Origin of the sequence: Nonomuraea sp. K271, from assembly GCF_009908215.1 — a bacterium.
GTDB classification, from domain to species: Bacteria; Actinomycetota; Actinomycetes; order Streptosporangiales; family Streptosporangiaceae; genus Nonomuraea; species Nonomuraea longispora.
The window spans coordinates 1-15,735 of sequence record NZ_JAAAHR010000015.1; the positions used below are offsets into that span (position 1 = coordinate 1).

Here is a 15,735-nt window from a genome sequence, read left to right on the forward strand (position 1 = left end):
AATCAGGCCGCACTTCGGCGACCATCCGCACCGCTCGACGGCGCAGCTCGGCGGGGTAGGGAGACTTACCTGGCATGGACTCGATCCTCTCAAGAGATCAAGTCTCCACCGAAGCCGGGGCGATTCACGCCTTGGACGGCCAGCATCCCGGGCCGGGCCTGCTCGATCAGCCCCTTTAACTGGTTATAGGCGGCGTCGATCTCGGCACTGAGGGTGCGGTATCGAGCAGCGAGGTGCCGCAGCGCACCTTGACGCTCTGAGCGGGGTCGGTCAGATCCGCGGAAGGCCTCAACCGGGAGCAGGCGTCGGCGAGCCGGGTCTTTGAGGCCGGCCAGCTGCTCGCGGAGCTCGGTCGGGGCAGTGACGAGCAGCGCCTGCAACTCGTTGAGGCAGGCGGTGCGAGCCTTCACCGCGCCGGCGCGGACCAGATGCAGCACACGGATCGACTCGGCCACCCAGTTTCCGCTCTTCGGGACGGCCCGAGCCCTATCGGCCAGGACAGCCTCGGCCGCAGAGTAGGAATCCAGTGGATCAGACTTGCCCTTGGCCCTGCGCTGCTGCCAGCAGGGCGATTGACCTCGACCACCTTGACCTTCGCGCTGCTCAGGTGACGAGCCAGGGCGGCACCATAGGAGCCGGTACCTTCGACCCCCACTGCCTGCAGCTGGCCGAAGGACCGCATCCACTCCAGCAGGTCTGCGCATCCCACCCGGGTCGCCGGGAACTCGCGATCGGCGACCCGGCGCCCGTTCATCAACACCACCGCGGCATGGTGGGTGTCGACCCCGCCCACGATCCGTCGCGCCTTGGGCTTTTTGAACCTCGTCATGTGCACCCTCACCGGCTCGGGGGATATCCGACGGCGGTGCGTGACGGCCGGTCAAGCAGGCAGACCAGTGACGAGACGGGCTATCTCGCCGAGGCTTCTATCAAGCCACACACGGCCAGCCGACACGCACCCTCGGGAGCGCTCCCCCAGAAGAGGCGACAGATCGTGCCGATGGCACCAGAAGACCCGGGCCAGATAGAACAAGGGACAACGCTTTCTGCTCCTGCTCCTGCTCCTGCTCCTGCTCCTGCAACCTCAACCGCAGTAACAGTCGTTCCCAATGGCACCAGTCTCACTGATGGAACAGCACCTGAAGCTCCTGGTGATGACGGTACTGATTGTGGTGATCAACCCCTCTACCAGGAGCTTCTTAACGTACCGGCCGAACACCGGTATCGCGATCATGCTGTGACCAGGGCAGCCGCCACGGAGCCTGAAAAAGGTTCAGTGCATCGATGCGGGGGGCGTCGTCACGGAGCAGGGGAACACCAAACCTCAACAACATGCACTGCGGCTGAACCTCGACCGGGCAGAAACAGCCGAGACGGTCGCCCAGGCCGTACTTCCTCGCTACATTGACCACCTGGCCGAACACCGTGACGACTACCACCTGTGGTTGACGGACACGTTCACTCTGCAAGCGAGCGTGTGGCACATGAACAGCGCCGAGAGGGAGCGCCGTGGCCGTCGCCCCAACTGGACCTCGACCGCGCATACCTACAAAGAGGTTGAGATCCCTCCTCACGCCATCGAAATCCGCACACCCAGCCAAATACGCCGGATCATAAACCACCACGACACCTCTTGATCAAGGGGCGAGGAAGCGCGTGCGGCGCCACCAGCCCGGCCGAGGCCGCCCACCAGGCACGTGGCCGCTGCCGCTCCGCATTACCGTTGCAGCCGCAGCACAGCCCAAGTGACCCACCACGCCGAATCGGCATCACGCCCGACGGGCTGCGGGCGCCATCTCCCGCAGGCCGGCATCGACACAGACGCGCCGGTCGGTAACCGAGGTCCGTACGAGAGGCGCTGATGTCGTAGGCGCGGTCGCGGCCCATATTGGCGACCAGCCAGTTGGCGCCCGGGGGCGCAGTATGCGTGCGGAGCATGAGGGCGCCGCCGTCCACCAGGGCCGCGAGCCGCGACAACAGCCCTCGGGATGCTCCAGCTGGTGGAAGCACCAGGGAAGCCGCCGCTCACCGTGGTACCGACGAGACCGATCCGGCTGGCGCCACAGTCACGATCGGAGCATCACGGGAGCCGATGGACGTGCGGTCGAGCGTCAGGCAAGGACCATCCTCGTTACGCAGGTCCGCGCCCGTCAGGCGCAGGTTCGGATCCAGCCGAGCGCCGGCAGCCGCCATCGGCTCGCAATCGGTCGTCGATGAGGCGGCCCTCGATGACGGCGTTGTCGGCATTCAACGCGTACAAGTCGCAACCGCCGCCGCATAGGTAACCTCTGTGGAAGCGCCCCGCGCCTGAGGCCAGACCAAAGCCCCGGTCGAGTTCCAGGCTGCCATCCATTGAGCCAGTCGGCGGCCACCGGGACGCTGGAGGCGCGCAGGCCATCCACCATCGCGTAGCGAGACATCACCGAGCACGCACACCCGATCCAGCCTGATCCCGCTGATGACGATACTGTGAACCTGTGCCCCCGGTCCCGCTCCTTAACCATTCGACACCCCTCCCGAGCTGCGGGAAACTCCTCGCGATGACGCAACGAACCGATACGCCTCCCACCTGGGACGAGCGCACACAGCTGGCCACCTTCCTGGGCCACACTCGCGGCAGCGGCTTGACGTAGGAGCAACGCATGTCACTGGTCGGCAGGGAGGCCGAGCAAGCGCGGATCCAACGCCTGCTGACGAATGCGCGCCACGAACGCAGCGGCGCGCTGGCGCTACGGGGCGCGGCGGGCATCGGGAAATCGGTTCTCCTCGACCACGCTGTGTCGATCGCCGAAGCCGAGGGCGGCATGCGCGTGGTCCGCGGAGCCGGGGTCGAGTCCGACTCCGAGCTGGCGTACGGCGGCCTGCACCAACTCTTGTTCCCTCACGTGGATCGGTTGGACGCGCTCCCCGCTCCCCAGGCCAGGGCGCTGCGTTGCGCCTTCGGCCTGTCCGGGGGAGACGAAGCCAACCGATTCCTGATCTCCGCCGGTACCCTGTCGTTGCTCGCTGATCTGGCCGATGGTGGCCCGCTGCTATGCGTGGTCGATGACCTGCAATGGCTCGACCAGGGTTCTGTGGAGGCGCTGCTGTTCGCGGCCCGCCGCTTCGTGGCCGATCCGATCGCGATGCTTTTTGCGGTGCGCGAGACATCGATGCCGTTCGAAATCGCAGGCGTCGAGGTCATGGACCTGCCCGGCCTCGCCGCGCCGGATGCCGCCCGGCTGCTCGGCGACCACGCACCGGAACTCATCGGACCGGTGCGGGCCCGGGTCCTCGCAGAGTCCGGCGGCAATCCCCTGGCGATCATTGAGCTCGGGTCGTCGCGGCTCGCGGCGAACGACGCCGACGGGTCCGGCCCGGCCGAGCAGGTCGGCCCGCTGCCGGTGACCCGCCGCGTACAGGAGACATTCCGCCACCAGATCGTGGGGCTTCCCGACTCCACCCAACGCGCGCTTTTGGTGGCGGCGGCCGACATGGCGGCGCCGCTTACGACGATCCTGCACGTGATCGAATCTCTCGGTGGCACCGTCGGTGACCTGGCTCCCGCCGAACGCGACCGCCTGGTCTGGATCGACAATCGGATCACGTTCCGTCACCCTTTGGTAAGGGCAGCCGCCTACCAGGACGCGCCGCTGCACCGGCGGATCGAGGTACATCGCGCGTACGCCGAGGCGCTGCGCGCGGACGCTGACGCCGACCGTCGGGCCTGGCACCTCGCTGCTGCCACCACTGCCCCCGACGAGGCTGTGGCCGCCGAACTGGAAGGGGCGGCGGAGCGGGCCTGGCACCGAGGCGGCGCGATGGCGATGTCCGCCGCCTACGACCGAGCCGGTCGGCTCAGTGCTGACCGGGAGCTGAAGGCCCGGCGTATCGCCCGGGCCAGCCAGGCCGCGTTCGATGCCGGCAAGGCCGACCGCGCCGCCCGGTTGGCGGCCGAAGCGCTCTCGCTCACCACCGACCCCGGCATCCGGGCCGCGGCCATCTATACCCGTGGCGCCGTGGAGTACGAACGCACCTCGCCACGGGCCGATGCGGAGCTGACGATTGAAGCCGCCGCGTTGGTGTGCGACACCGATCCGGAGCGCGCCGCGCTCACACTGTACGAGGCTGCGCACGCCGCCCGGCACGGAGCGGCGCACGATCTCCTGCAGCGTGCGGCGGATCTGATGCGCGGGTTCACCCCGCCGGAGGATTGGGCGCCCGTTGTCGCCGCCCTTCTCGGGTGGGCGGAGCTCTTCGCCGGACGCCCGGAGTCGGCCGTCGGCCCGATGCGCGATCTTCACACCGCCACCCGCGGCGGCGGGAACGACCTGACTCATCGCATCACGGCCGGGTTCGGCGGGCTCATGATCGCGGACGACGACAGTGTCATCGCCGGGACCGAGGACATGCTGGCCGAGGTGCGGGCCGGCGGGGCGTTGGGGTGGGTCCCGTACACCCTGAACGTGCTCGCGGTGGCGCGGCTGTTGCGCGGCGAGTTCGCGGACGCCCGCGCGTGTGTGGCGGAAGGCGCATCCGTGAGCGACGAACTGGGGAACACGACCGAGAGCCTGGCGCACCGGTCGGTGGAGGTGTGGTTGCACGCCGTGTCGGGTGACGAGGCACGCTGCCGGGCTCTTGCCGAGGAGGTGCTCCCGCGAGCCCTGGCCCGGCACCGGGTCAATGCCGAGATCGCGGCCTGGGGTCTGGGCATGCTCGACCTCTCCGCCCGGCGGTTCGGGGAGGCACTCGACCGGCTCGAAAGAGTGTCCCGGGGACCTGCAGGCCGCGACCTCCTGATCAGGGCGGTGCCGGATCTGGTGGAAGCAGCCGTGCGCGGCGGCATGCCGGACCGCGCCCACGAACCACTGGCGGCGTTCTGCCACTGGGCCGAGTGCGTCGACCGCCCGGTCGCCACCGCGCTCGCACTACGCTGCCGGGCCTTGCTGGCCGACGACGGCGACGCCGATGCGCTGTACACCGAGGCGCTGCGGCTCCATGAGCGGCAGGGCGGCCCCTATGAGCGCGCCCGTACCCAGCTGGTCTACGGCGAGTGGCTGCGCCGCCGACGCCGCCGTACCGAGGCCCGCGCCCATCTCGCGGCGGCGGTGACCGTGTTCGAGCGCCTCGGCGCGGTGCTCTGGGCCGAGCGTGCGTGCGGCGAGCTGGCCGCCTTCGGCGAGCGGGGCGACGAGCCCCGGCGCGGCGGTCCGCTCACCCTGTTGACCCCGCAGGAACTGCAGGTCGTACGGCTGGCCGCCACCGGTCACACGAACAAGGAGATCGCCGCACAGCTGTTCCTCAGCCCACGGACTGTCGGCCACCACCTCTACAAGGCGTATCCGAAACTCGGCGTAACCGGCCGCGCCGAGCTGAACGACCTCGTCGAGCCCGCTGCCGGCGAGCCCTGATCTACCGGATGCGCATGTCAGGGGAAACGTAGATACGACCATGGCCCAAGGGGTCCGCGTCCTGGTTTTGTTCGTGGGAACCGACCGCACTTTGGCGGCTGCGGTCCGCGTGTCGGAGTCGTTGCGGCGCCGCGGACGCCCCATCTCCGCCTTGATCGGAGGGAGGGGCGGCAGGACATGCGGGTGACGATGACGAGCGCTCCAAAACGGACTGACCGCGCGAATGAGGACTTCACCTGCGCCGGACCGACGGCAGCGGTGCTGATTGACGGCGCTGGCATCCCCGGCACCGAATCGATCTGTCGGCACGGTGTGGCCTGGTATGCCAATCGCCTGGGAGGCAGCCTCCTCAGCCTTTTGTCACTCGTGCAGGACCGCAGTGTTTCGGCGCTGCTCGCCGAGGCCATCGAGCAGGTGACCAACGATCATCGTGACACCTGCGACGTGGCCAACCCCATTAGCCCATCGGCGACCGTAGCCATCCTGCGCCTGTCCGACGGCCTCCTCGAGTACCTGGTGCTCGGTGACTCGGTCCTCGTGCTCGACAGAGCAGATGATGCGCCGGTCGTCGTATCCGATCCCCGGGAGGTGATCATCAGCCGGTCGTACCAACCCGCGATCGAGGCCGCCGCCCAGGGTAGCGACGAGCACCACCGACTCCTGCGAGACCTGCGCGCCAACCGCAACCAGCCGGGCGGCTTCTGGCTGGCCAAGGACGACCCGCGGGCGGCAGACGAGGCGATCATGGGAAGCTGCCCGATCTCCGGACTAACCGGTGCCGTTCTGCTCAGCAATGGAGCCAGCCGCATCGTGGACCGGTTCCAGCTCGCCGATTGGCCACAGGTCATGGCCGTTTTGGCGTCGAGCGGACCTGCCGAAATCATCCGTCGTGTCCGGCAGGCGGAAGCGCGCCATGCAGTGGCGGCGGACGATGCGACGATCACACACTGCACCGACCTCGGCGAGGCCTGACCGCTGTCAGCGGAGCTTGGGCCGGTAGTCAGTTCTGCTGGGCTGCGCGGGTCTGGGCGAGGCGGTAGGAGTCGGTGCCGGTCTCGATGATGTTGCCGCCGAAGGTGAGCCGGTCGACGATGGCGGCGCAGAGGCGGGGTCAGTGAAGGCGAAGCCCACATCATCGTGGTGAGTCTTGCGGAAGCGAGCTCCCTTGGGGTCCACCTCGTCGATGTTGTAGGCGTGCTGATCTGTGCTCCGCGATAGCGGTAGCGTTCGACCTTCATCTTCGCCGGGTTGTTGAGGACGATGTCGTCCGCCGCGATGCGGTCGGCCCCGTAGTAGCGCCGCCGCAGTTGCTTCCAGGTCAGGTGCGGGTGCTTGCGGCGGATCCAGTGGAGCATCCTCCACCAGGCATACCAGCCTAGATAGGAGAACGTCTTCTTAAACCGGCAGCGCGCGGAATGTCCCGTCCTTGAAAGCGCAGCTCCTCCAGAACCGGGATCACCCCCAGACGCTCGGTGACGTGATAGCGGGTCACCGCGTCCACGCTCGCTGTCCTCGCACCCCGGTTGCCTGCCACCCGTTCCCAGGCCACCAGAAGAGTGGCCCGGTCATGAACCAAGTTGAACACGTCGTCGAACCGGCGTGCCGGTTCGGCCCGCGCCCATCGGTGCAGCTTGAGCTGATGATCGAGTGCCCGCCGCTGGGCCGTGAGCAATCCCGGCCACCGTTGTGGCGGCACTACCTGCGGCCACTCCTGCGGCGGCGCGTCGTTATTCAACAACGGTCCTTCCCGACAGCAGTCCTGCTGCCATCACGCTGTCGCCCTTCCCCATGCGGACGGCTTTCCCGCCCTCGGAGTACTACGGCGACTCCGCCACGACCGGAGTCATCAGCGGACGTCGCGCCTGCCCACCACCGGGCTGGCGGCCCGGCGGGAGGGCGACCACCGGTCGCTTCCCACGTTCACTGAGGATCTCTGCGACGGCTTCGGTGCCCAGCTTTACCCCGGTGGCATCGTTCTGGCCGCCCATCGCAGTCTTGGCCAGAGCCTCCCCTCGCCCATGGGATAGGGACGAGGAAAGCGGACAGACCACCGGATACGGTCTGTCCAGCACCACGGCGCGGCCCATCCACCAGGTTCGAGAGGCCACTGACGACTCACGAGGCGTCGACCACTGGTTCAGTTTCCTTGCACCCTTTCCGTCTTCGCTTGCGGGCACGAACCGTCTGGTGGTCCCGATCCGTCCCTACGTTGTCAAGGCTGCTCCCGGCCTCGCCCCCGACTCGGGGTCCGGCCTGCCTCCAGCTTCAACCGGTCACTGCGATGACCGGCGGCGGGCTCCTCCTTCCGCACGATTCCTCAGCGCCTCGTGGCGCACAGCCCAGCTCGTCGACGCAGAGGAGGTCGACGCGGCCGTAGCGGGCGATGGTCTTGGTCAGCTGCTTGTCGTCGGCGGCCTCGACGAGCTCGTTGACGAGCTTGGTGGCCGGGGTGTAGCGGACGCGGTGCCGGCCATGGCCGCCTCGGTGCCCAGGGCGATGAGCAGGTGGGACGTGCCGGTGCCGGAGTCCCCGATCAGGCAGAGCGGCAGGCCTTCTTGACCCAGTCGCAGGTGGCGAGGGTGTTGACGACGGCGGGGTCGACGTTCGGGTTGGCGTCGAAGTCGAAGGCGCGCAGGGATTTCTCGCGGGGGAACCCCGGCGGCCTTGATGCGCCGTTCGGAGCGGCGGCGGGCGCGGTCGTCGCACTCGGCCATGAGCAGCTCGGCGAGGAGCCACGGTAGGACATCTGTTCGCGGCGGCGGCCTCGGCCAGGTCGGGGAACTGGGCGCGGACGGTGGGCGGCCGGAGCATCCGGCATGCCTGGTCGACGGCGGCGTCGGCGGCCTGCTCGGTCAGTCCGCGGCGGGGCTTGGAGGTCATGGCCTGGCGTTTCCTTCCTGCGCGATTCGGGTTCGGCGGAGCAGCTGGTCATAGGCGGCGACCGACGGCAGCGGGCGAGTGTCAGGTGGCAGCTTGTCCAGGCGGTGGGCGGTCAGGGACGCCACTGCGGGCGGGGTAGCCGGGTCCGCGCCCTGGGCGGGCTGGCCGGCGGTCTCGTCGGCTGCCTTGCGGGCCTCCAGCGCGACCGCGTCGGCGGTCAGCGCCCCTACCCGCAGGGCGGCGGCGAGCCCGCCGACGACGTGCTCGCTGTCCATGTGCCGGTGGAGCAGCAAACTTCGACCAGGGCTCGGGTGCTGGCGGCGTCGCCGTGGGCTTTGCGGGCGGCGGCCCACCAGACGTCGTGGACGGGGGTGAACTTCCCCGCGGCGCGGGCCTGCTCCAGCGCGGTCGACCCGGGCAGCGCGGCGGGCTTGCGGAGCAGCGCCTCCAGGTAGTGGTCCAGGTCGAGGCGCGTTCTGGACTTGCCGGGGAGCCGCTCGTGTCTGGCGACCTCGGCGCGCCCGTCGTAGATGACGAGGTCTGAGGCGTGGAGCAGGACGCGGACCCTGCGGCCGATCAGCCGGACCGGCACGGAGTATTTGTTGGTGCGGACGGTGACCTAGGAGAACCGGTCGACACGCGGGGTGATCCAGCGTCCGGTCTCGAACGGCTCCTCCGGCAGGGGGCGCAGCAGCGGCCTCTCGATCGCCAGGAACTCCCCGACGGTCCGCGCCCGGCTGCCGATCCGGCGGGCCTCGTCCGCGGCGTCCCACTCGTCGCTCATCGCGTTGAGAGCCTGAACTGACGGCACGTCCGGGACGGGGACAAGATGGTTGCGGCGGAACCAGCCGATCTGCCCTTCCACCCCGCCCTTCTCGTGCGCGCCCTCGATGCCGGGCCGGCAGTAGAAGGCGTCCAGGCCCCAGCGGGAGCGGAACGCGGTCCACCGGTCAGTCTCCACCCTCGACCGGCTGAACCCGATCACCTGCGCGACCGCGGACTTGAGGTTGTCGTAGCGGATCTTCCCGGTCGGCACCCCTCCCAGGACGCGGAACGCGTGCTCGTGGCCCTCGAAGAACGCCTCCTGCCCGCCCGACGGGGAGATCCGGTGCACCGCTTTGCCGGAGAACGACAGCCGCAGGCAGAAGTCACCATAAGACACATCGTGCGGTCAAAACTCACGAACAACGACTTCACCGAAACAAGGCCGCGGTCACACCCGGCGAGCAACTGCGGTCAACTCTCACGAGCAGAACCAGCGTCCTGTGGTCACCCGCTGATGACAGTCATCCGCTGGAGTTGTAATCGAAGATCCCGAGTCCGGCCCAGGTCAGTGCGCCTGCGTGATGGCACAGGCGGGGTGCGGCGCAGTCCGAACCCTCGTCGGAGGTGGTAGATCCGGGCATTGCGGATCACCGCGGCCGCTGGCCGGAACAGCTTCATCACGGTGGCCGGATGCGGTATCCGCCCGTCCGGCGGGACACGAAAAGACCGCCGCCGGCTGGAGGTCGGAAACACCTACCCCGGGGATTCAGCTACGTAGTGGCCGATGCCAGTCATCGGTTACCCGGACGCCGGTAACGATGACCGATGCGTCACTGAGGAGCCCCCTCCTAGTGTTCAGACAGCGGTCGTCGGCCGCAACGCTCGAATTCATCGGGCACCACCATCAAAAGCATGACGAGGAGACAACCATGAGCAAGTACTTTCTGAGCCTCCCCCACGACTCCGCCGAGGAGCCGACGATGGAGGGCATGGATCCCGCGGAGCTGGCGGAGGTGATAGCCGCGATCGATGCGTTCAACACCGCCCTTCATGAGGCGGGCGCGTTCGTGTCCGCTGGAGGCCTGCAGCCGCCGTCGAGCGCCACCACGGTGGACTACTCCGGCGACAGCCCCGTACTCACAACAGGCCCCTTCGTCGAGGCCAAGGAGTACCTCGGCGGCTTCTGGATCATCGAGGCGGAAAACGACGACGTCGCGATCGAATGGACCAAGCAGGCCTCGCGGGCGCTGCGAAGCAGGGTCGAGGTACGTGCCTTCCAGGAGGAACCCGCTGCCTGACGGTCTGGCCGGCAAGGCGCGCTCGGTGCATCATCGGCGTCAATGAACAGCGGCCGATACGCGGCTCACCGACCTCGCCTCGGAGGGCCGCCGCGCCATCACGCTGTCGATGGTGGTGTGGGTCGCCACGGTGGGTGCGGTGCTGGGGCCCCTGATGGCCGGCCCGGCCCAGGCCGTGTCCACGCGGCTCGCCTGCACCCGCTGGCGGGGCCGCTGCTGGTCGACATGACCGGCGCATTCATCGCGGCACTGGCGATCTTCAGCCTGCTTCGACCTGACCCGCTGTTGGTCGCCAGAGCCGTGGGCCGGCCGGCCGAACCGAACGCCACCGCGTAAGACCTCGGCGCCACGTCTCCCCGCTCGGCCCGGGTATCGCGGCACTGATGCTCGCCAACGCCACCATGGTGGCGGTCATGGTCATAGCGCCGCTGGGGATGCACCACCTAGGCGCAGCCCATACCGCCATCGCCGCTGCCCTCTCACCCCACTCTCTCGGAATGTACGCGTTCGCCCCCTGTCCGGCTTTCTGTCCGACAGAGCCGGATTGGCAACGGCATTGGTCACGGGAGAGGCGGTGCTGTTGGTCTCACTCGTGGTGCTGGCCGGCTGGTTCGTGCAGAGCCCGTTCACGCATGGACTCGACCTCTTCCCTGCCGGCCTCGGCTGGTCGGTGTGCACCGTGGCGGCTTCATCGCACATCGCCGCAGGTTCGATGGGCGACACCCGCGTGCAAGGCGCCGCCGACACCGCCATGACCATCATGGCGGCGGCAGCGGGGCCGCTCATGGCGTTCTGGAGCTTCAATGGCCTGCTCGCCCTGGCCGCGGTGATGTCAATCGAGATCCCGCTGGCGGTGCACCGGATCCAACGCCAAAAGCCGCTCGCCGCACCGGCAGCGGCCAACCCGCCAGCGCCCGACCCGCCGCGACCAAGAGGATCGCACCATGACCGAGCGAACGGTCACCATCGACAAGATAGACCTGTGCTACGAGGCGTTCGGCGTCCCGGCCGATGCCACGGTGTTGTCGATCGCTGGCGGAGCGCAGTCGATGATCTGGTGGGAAGAGGGTTCTGTACCCGGCTCGCCGAGGCGGGTCGCCGGGTCGTGCGTTACGACCACCGCGACACCGGCCGGTCGACCAGATCACCGCCCCCACCCTGGTCCTGCACGGCACCACCAACCCGATGTTTCCCCTTGAGCATGGCCAAGCCCTCGCCGCCGAGATCCCCGGCACGCAGTTGGTCCCCTCCCCGGCGCCGGGCATCAACAGCCGCCACGAGAACTCTGGGACCTGGCTATCGCGGCAATCGTCGAGCACACGGAAAAAGGCTGAAGCCCGATTGCAGGCGACGTGACGAGGTCTCACCCTCACCGCAGCAAGAGAGGCAACGAACCATGAGTACATTCGCGCTCATTCACGGCGCCGGCGTCGGAGGGGGCTGGTACTGGCACCTCGTAGAGGCCGAGCTCCGATCCCTCGGACACACCACTGTCGCCCCCACACTGTGGACCGGCGACGATACGGCGACTTTGGACGACTACGCCGACACCGTCGTCAACACGATCGACACACAGGATGAGCTCTTCGTTGTCGCGCATTCGTTCGGCGGGTTCACCGCACCCCTGGTCGCCGAACGTGTCCACACCGCCGGACTCATCTACGTCACCGCCATGATCCCCCGGCCCGGCGAATCGCCGGCCGACTGGTGGAGCAACACCGGGCACTCGGAGGCTGTTCGAAGCCAGGCCGCCAAAGACGGTGGCCTTACCGGCTCCTCCGACCCGTACGTCGGCTACTTCCACGATGTGCCCAAGCAGCTGGCCGACCAGGTGTCGCGCAGGGAACCGCCTCCACCCTCCAACTCCTCCTACTACGCGCCCTGGCCCCTCGACATCCTTCCGACCACGCCGGCGCGATACATCCTCTGCACTGAGGATCGGCTGTTCCCCGCGGCATTCCAGCGCCTGCACGTACGTGAGCGTCTCGGCATCACCCCCAACGAGATCGTAAGCGGCCACTGCCCCGCCCTCAGCCGCCCCGCAGAGCTCGCTTCGATGCTCAACACGTTCACACGAACGCCGGCCTGTGCCAACGCCTGGAGGGCACCGAGGTCACCACCATCGAAGGCTCGTCCAGGACGGTGAACTGCATCCCTTGCAGCAGGCGGCGCGACACCCGCGTTCCGCAGATGTGTAGCGGGAAAAGCACACAGATCTGGGCTCTGAGCTGCGGAAACACGCGCGGGCACGCTGATGCGGCGTGTCACTAGGCGTGAGCGTTGTGCCTGGTCAGGCGTCCGCGGCTGGGATGGCTTCGACGATCTTCTTCGGGTCGGGATGTCGAGTTTGGCCAGGATGTCGCGCTGGGGCTTGGTCAGCTCGGCGCGCCGGCCAAGGTGCCGGTCGGGAGGGGGAGGTCGGGAGGGGGAGGTGGCGACGGTCAGCAGGTCGAACTCGTCGCGGATGCGGTTCCAGGTGGAGCCGGTGGCGGTCTCGATGATGCGGATCAGCAGCAGCGCCAGCCGGCACGAGATGACGTGTGCACGGACGGGTTCCTCCAGCCGGTGATAGACCGGGCGCAGGTCGATGACCTGCTTCATGTCGCGCCGGCCCCGCTCGACCTCGGGCAGTTGCTTGTAGCCGACGGCGATGTCCTCGGCCGCCAGCTTGGGGTCGGAGCAGCGCAGCAGGTACTTGCCGTCCAGGTTCGTCTCGGCCTTGACCTTCGCGGCGTCGATGCGCAGCAGCCCGTTCGGAATGGTGCGCAGATATCGGTTCAGGCCGGGCTTGGTGGAGATGACGCCGCGCAGTTCGGCGCGTTCGGTGGCGCTGAGCGCGTCGGTGCCGGCGATCGCTTCCCCCAGTTGGGCGATCAGACGCCGGCGGATGGCGGCGTCGCGTTCGGCGCCTTCGGGGTTGGAAGCCGAGCATGTGAGCCCAGTGGACGAGCCTCAGGTCGGCCAGCTCCGGGTGAGCCCCCAGACTCATGCAGGCGGCGATCAGCCGGCGGGCGTGCTCGCGAACGGGCAAGGCGTCGAGGTCGTCGAGAGGCTGGATACGCCGGTCCAGCGTGCCGACGCACTCGGCGGCCTTGGTGGCGTATTTGGCGATGTACGCGGCGACAGTCTGCTCGGTGAGATCACCGCCCATCGTGATGCGGCGTACGTCGAGCTGGGTGCCCCAGCGGAAGCTGCGGCTCAGCGGCTTGACCTCCGCCGTGACGACCGCCGCCGCATGCCGAGCAGCCAATGTCAGAGCGTCGGCGGTCGCCCAGGCAGGCGGCGGCGAGGACGGGCCGTCAGGACCGTCGAGGCGGATGACGGCGTGGAAGTGGACGACGCCCCGGCGCTGGTACTCGGCGACCTTGGCGAAGGAGATCGTCGCCTGCTCGCGCAGCGCCTTGACCGTCAGCCCGTTGAGCCGCGCGAAGCGACGGCGCAGCGCCAGCGTGAAGCGCCGCCACAGCTCAGGGCTGATGGCGTTGAACAGCACCGCCCCCTCGTAGTCGTAGCAGTCGGGGCACAGCGGCTCGCCGAGCCGTTGATCGTCGGCGCCGTGCCGGTCGGTGCAGGACATGACCCGCCCGTGCGGGCAGGTCCGGGCGTCGCGGCGAGCGTGGCAGGGCAGAACCTTGCCGTCCTTCTCCCGCCGCGCGTGGACCGCTCCAAACGAGGGAGCCGTGAGAGTCACGAACAGGCACGGGCGAGCGCTGACCGTCTCCGGCACGCCCTTGCCGCCGACCAACCCGGCCCGGACGAGTTGCTACGTGTCGCCCCGGTAGACCTCGGCGCAGGCCGGACCGAGCAGGGACAGCCCTCATGGGGTTGTCGGCGTACCCGTTGGAGTGCAGAACGAGGTACGGACAAACGTGCAGGGGCCGGGGTGGCGTAGCAGCGCAACGGAGATCCCGCCAGGCAGCGCCCATAGATCGGGCTCGGTGTGACCGGTGGTTTCGAAAGCTGCTGGCGGAGTGGCGATCACGCGTGGGCCGGTTACGTCCGCTCTGGTTGCGTTGCTCGCCGAGAATCGTGAGCGCTCGAGAGTACGCGGTCGGTGTCGAGCCGTCCGTGAAGGTGACGATCTCCTGTCGGGCGAGCCGGGCGAGTCCCTCACCCAGGCGCCGGTTCAGGCTGTTGGCGCAGGCGGCTCGCCATAGGTGGTGACCCAGGCCGTCGAAACCGGCCAGTCGCGTTCGGGGCGGTGGGGGTGGACGCCGACGACGGCCAGCGACGGCAGGTCGCCGAGTTCCGACAGCTCCCGCCATTGGTCCTGGGTCGCCTCCAGGTACCGCAATCCCTTCAGCTCGGTCACTGTGGCGATGTCGGCGACGGATGCCGCCGCGATGTCCAGCGCCCACAGGTTCGGCACCGTACGGAGCGGAGCCAGCTCGACGGGCCGCGCGCAGGTGACCGACAGCGAACGCAGCTCCCGGTTTCGGGCCAGCACTGTCAGGTCAACCCACTCCACATCGAGCTCCAAATACTCCACCGGAAGGCCACCGAGTGGGGTCAGGTCGGGCGAACCCTTGCTCGACAGCGCCAGCGAACACACCTCGGGCACCACGGCGAGGAACGCGCAATCCTCTACGTCGACCACCCGGACCTCCTGCACACGTGGACCGGCCTGCATGGCCCGCGCGAGGGAGGGCCGGCCGTCGCTGTACCTGGAGTGCTCGCTCGGCAGATCCGGCAGGTCCGCCTCGATCCACAGGCTTCTGTCGTGATGGCGGTAGTCACCGCGTTCCAGCGCCTCCACCAGACGGCGCAGGAACGTGGTCACCGAGTCAGCGACGTACGCCGGCCCTTGCGAGTAGTCAACTCCGACCGCGATGACCTGCCCGGGACGCCCGTTCGGCCCGGGATCCATGTCCACGGCGAGCCAGTTGCCGCCGCTGTCGAACGCGAACCGGATCCAGCCCGGACGCAGCGGCGACCTCCGGATGGCATTCGGGGGCTGGGCATCGAACACCGTCCGGCGCCAGGGTTCGTGCCGCCACTCCTGCGCGATCTCGAGCCACTCGTCATCCAGGTCATCGATCTCAGCAACAGGGAGCCACTCCTGCCGGTCGAACAGCGGGTTGACACGGTCACCGTCACCGTCGGCGATGCCATACAGCGCGCGGAGATCCGCAGGCAGCATGACGCCGATTCTCTCCTCCAACTCGGCGAGATCCTCCTCGCTCGCGGGCTCGGGGAGATCCTCCTCGTACCCGATGATCTGCGCCATCCGCCGCCGGTAGTGGTGGAAGAGCCGCACCGCCTCGTCCGGATCACCCGCGGGAACCGCAGACTCAGGCCCTTGCTGCTCGTCACCCCGATCGGGGGGAACGAACTCATCATCGATCACGTAAAGGAACGGCGGCTTCTGCCGGGAGGATGTCGCCATGCCATCGCAACCTAGC

The 15,735-nt window shown here is 68.4% G+C and carries 11 protein-coding genes and 3 pseudogenes; 4 read left to right on the plus strand and 10 right to left on the minus strand.

What is annotated here, in order from left to right; translation table 11 throughout:
• Positions 1–89: 89 nt before the first annotated feature.
• Together GUY59_RS07430 and GUY59_RS51275 are read right to left on the minus strand one after the other, a co-directional pair.
• Positions 90–455: a hypothetical protein gene (locus GUY59_RS07430; protein ID WP_138207715.1), complete on the minus strand. Its 366-nt coding sequence runs from the start codon at positions 453–455 to the stop codon at positions 90–92.
• Positions 407–829: an IS110 family transposase gene (locus tag GUY59_RS51275; protein ID WP_138207713.1), complete on the minus strand. Its 423-nt coding sequence runs from the start codon at positions 827–829 to the stop codon at positions 407–409. Before GUY59_RS51275 ends, GUY59_RS07430 begins: the two co-directional genes overlap by 49 nt.
• A gap of 1,813 nt (positions 830–2,642) precedes the next feature.
• Between GUY59_RS51275 and GUY59_RS07445 the strand changes: the two genes are divergently transcribed.
• Positions 2,643–5,390, plus strand: coding sequence for a helix-turn-helix transcriptional regulator (locus GUY59_RS07445; RefSeq protein WP_138207711.1), 2,748 nt, complete (start codon positions 2,643–2,645; stop codon positions 5,388–5,390).
• Positions 5,391–5,567: 177 nt separating this feature from the next.
• Positions 5,568–6,362, plus strand: a complete 795-nt coding sequence (locus GUY59_RS07450) for a hypothetical protein (RefSeq protein ID WP_171055594.1) — start codon at positions 5,568–5,570, stop codon at positions 6,360–6,362.
• A gap of 403 nt (positions 6,363–6,765) precedes the next feature.
• Here the strand turns inward: GUY59_RS07450 and GUY59_RS07460 are convergent, their stop codons facing one another.
• The 5 genes and pseudogenes from GUY59_RS07460 to GUY59_RS47350 all read right to left on the minus strand — a co-directional run bounded on the left by GUY59_RS07460 (position 6,766) and on the right by GUY59_RS47350 (position 9,432).
• Complete coding sequence (locus tag GUY59_RS07460; protein WP_201760598.1) at positions 6,766–7,125, minus strand: hypothetical protein; 360 nt, start codon at positions 7,123–7,125, stop codon at positions 6,766–6,768.
• 658 nt (positions 7,126–7,783) lie between these two features.
• Positions 7,784–8,104, minus strand: a complete 321-nt coding sequence (locus GUY59_RS51280) for an ATP-binding protein (protein WP_354534178.1) — start codon at positions 8,102–8,104, stop codon at positions 7,784–7,786.
• A gap of 162 nt (positions 8,105–8,266) precedes the next feature.
• Positions 8,267–8,545: a hypothetical protein gene (locus tag GUY59_RS47340; protein ID WP_201760599.1), complete on the minus strand. Its 279-nt coding sequence runs from the start codon at positions 8,543–8,545 to the stop codon at positions 8,267–8,269.
• A pseudogene (locus GUY59_RS47345) lies at positions 8,497–8,877 on the minus strand (Mu transposase domain-containing protein); the annotation flags it as partial. The pseudogene GUY59_RS47345 and the gene GUY59_RS47340, both read right to left, overlap by 49 nt.
• Positions 8,878–8,889: 12 nt before the next feature.
• Positions 8,890–9,432, minus strand: a complete 543-nt coding sequence (locus tag GUY59_RS47350) for a transposase (protein ID WP_201760601.1) — start codon at positions 9,430–9,432, stop codon at positions 8,890–8,892.
• 532 nt (positions 9,433–9,964) lie between these two features.
• On the opposite strand from GUY59_RS47350, the gene GUY59_RS07475 reads away from it, so the two are divergent.
• Together GUY59_RS07475 and GUY59_RS07480 are read left to right on the plus strand one after the other, a co-directional pair.
• The gene (locus tag GUY59_RS07475) at positions 9,965–10,333 is read left to right on the plus strand and encodes a YciI family protein (protein ID WP_138207709.1); all 369 of its coding nucleotides are present in this window, start codon (positions 9,965–9,967) and stop codon (positions 10,331–10,333) included.
• A gap of 1,396 nt (positions 10,334–11,729) precedes the next feature.
• Complete coding sequence (locus GUY59_RS07480; protein ID WP_161714439.1) at positions 11,730–12,479, plus strand: alpha/beta hydrolase; 750 nt, start codon at positions 11,730–11,732, stop codon at positions 12,477–12,479.
• Positions 12,480–12,623: 144 nt separating this feature from the next.
• Here GUY59_RS07480 and GUY59_RS51285 read toward each other — a convergent pair.
• From GUY59_RS51285 to GUY59_RS07490, 3 genes and pseudogenes are all read right to left on the minus strand, one after another.
• Positions 12,624–13,252 (minus strand): annotated as a pseudogene (locus tag GUY59_RS51285) (IS1634 family transposase); the annotation flags it as partial.
• Positions 13,191–14,060: pseudogene (locus GUY59_RS51290) on the minus strand (replication initiator); the annotation flags it as partial. The pseudogenes GUY59_RS51285 and GUY59_RS51290, both read right to left, overlap by 62 nt.
• 399 nt (positions 14,061–14,459) lie before the next feature.
• On the minus strand, positions 14,460–15,719 hold the full coding sequence (locus tag GUY59_RS07490; protein ID WP_161714441.1) for an SMI1/KNR4 family protein: 1,260 nt from the start codon (positions 15,717–15,719) through the stop codon (positions 14,460–14,462).
• Positions 15,720–15,735: the final 16 nt, after the last annotated feature.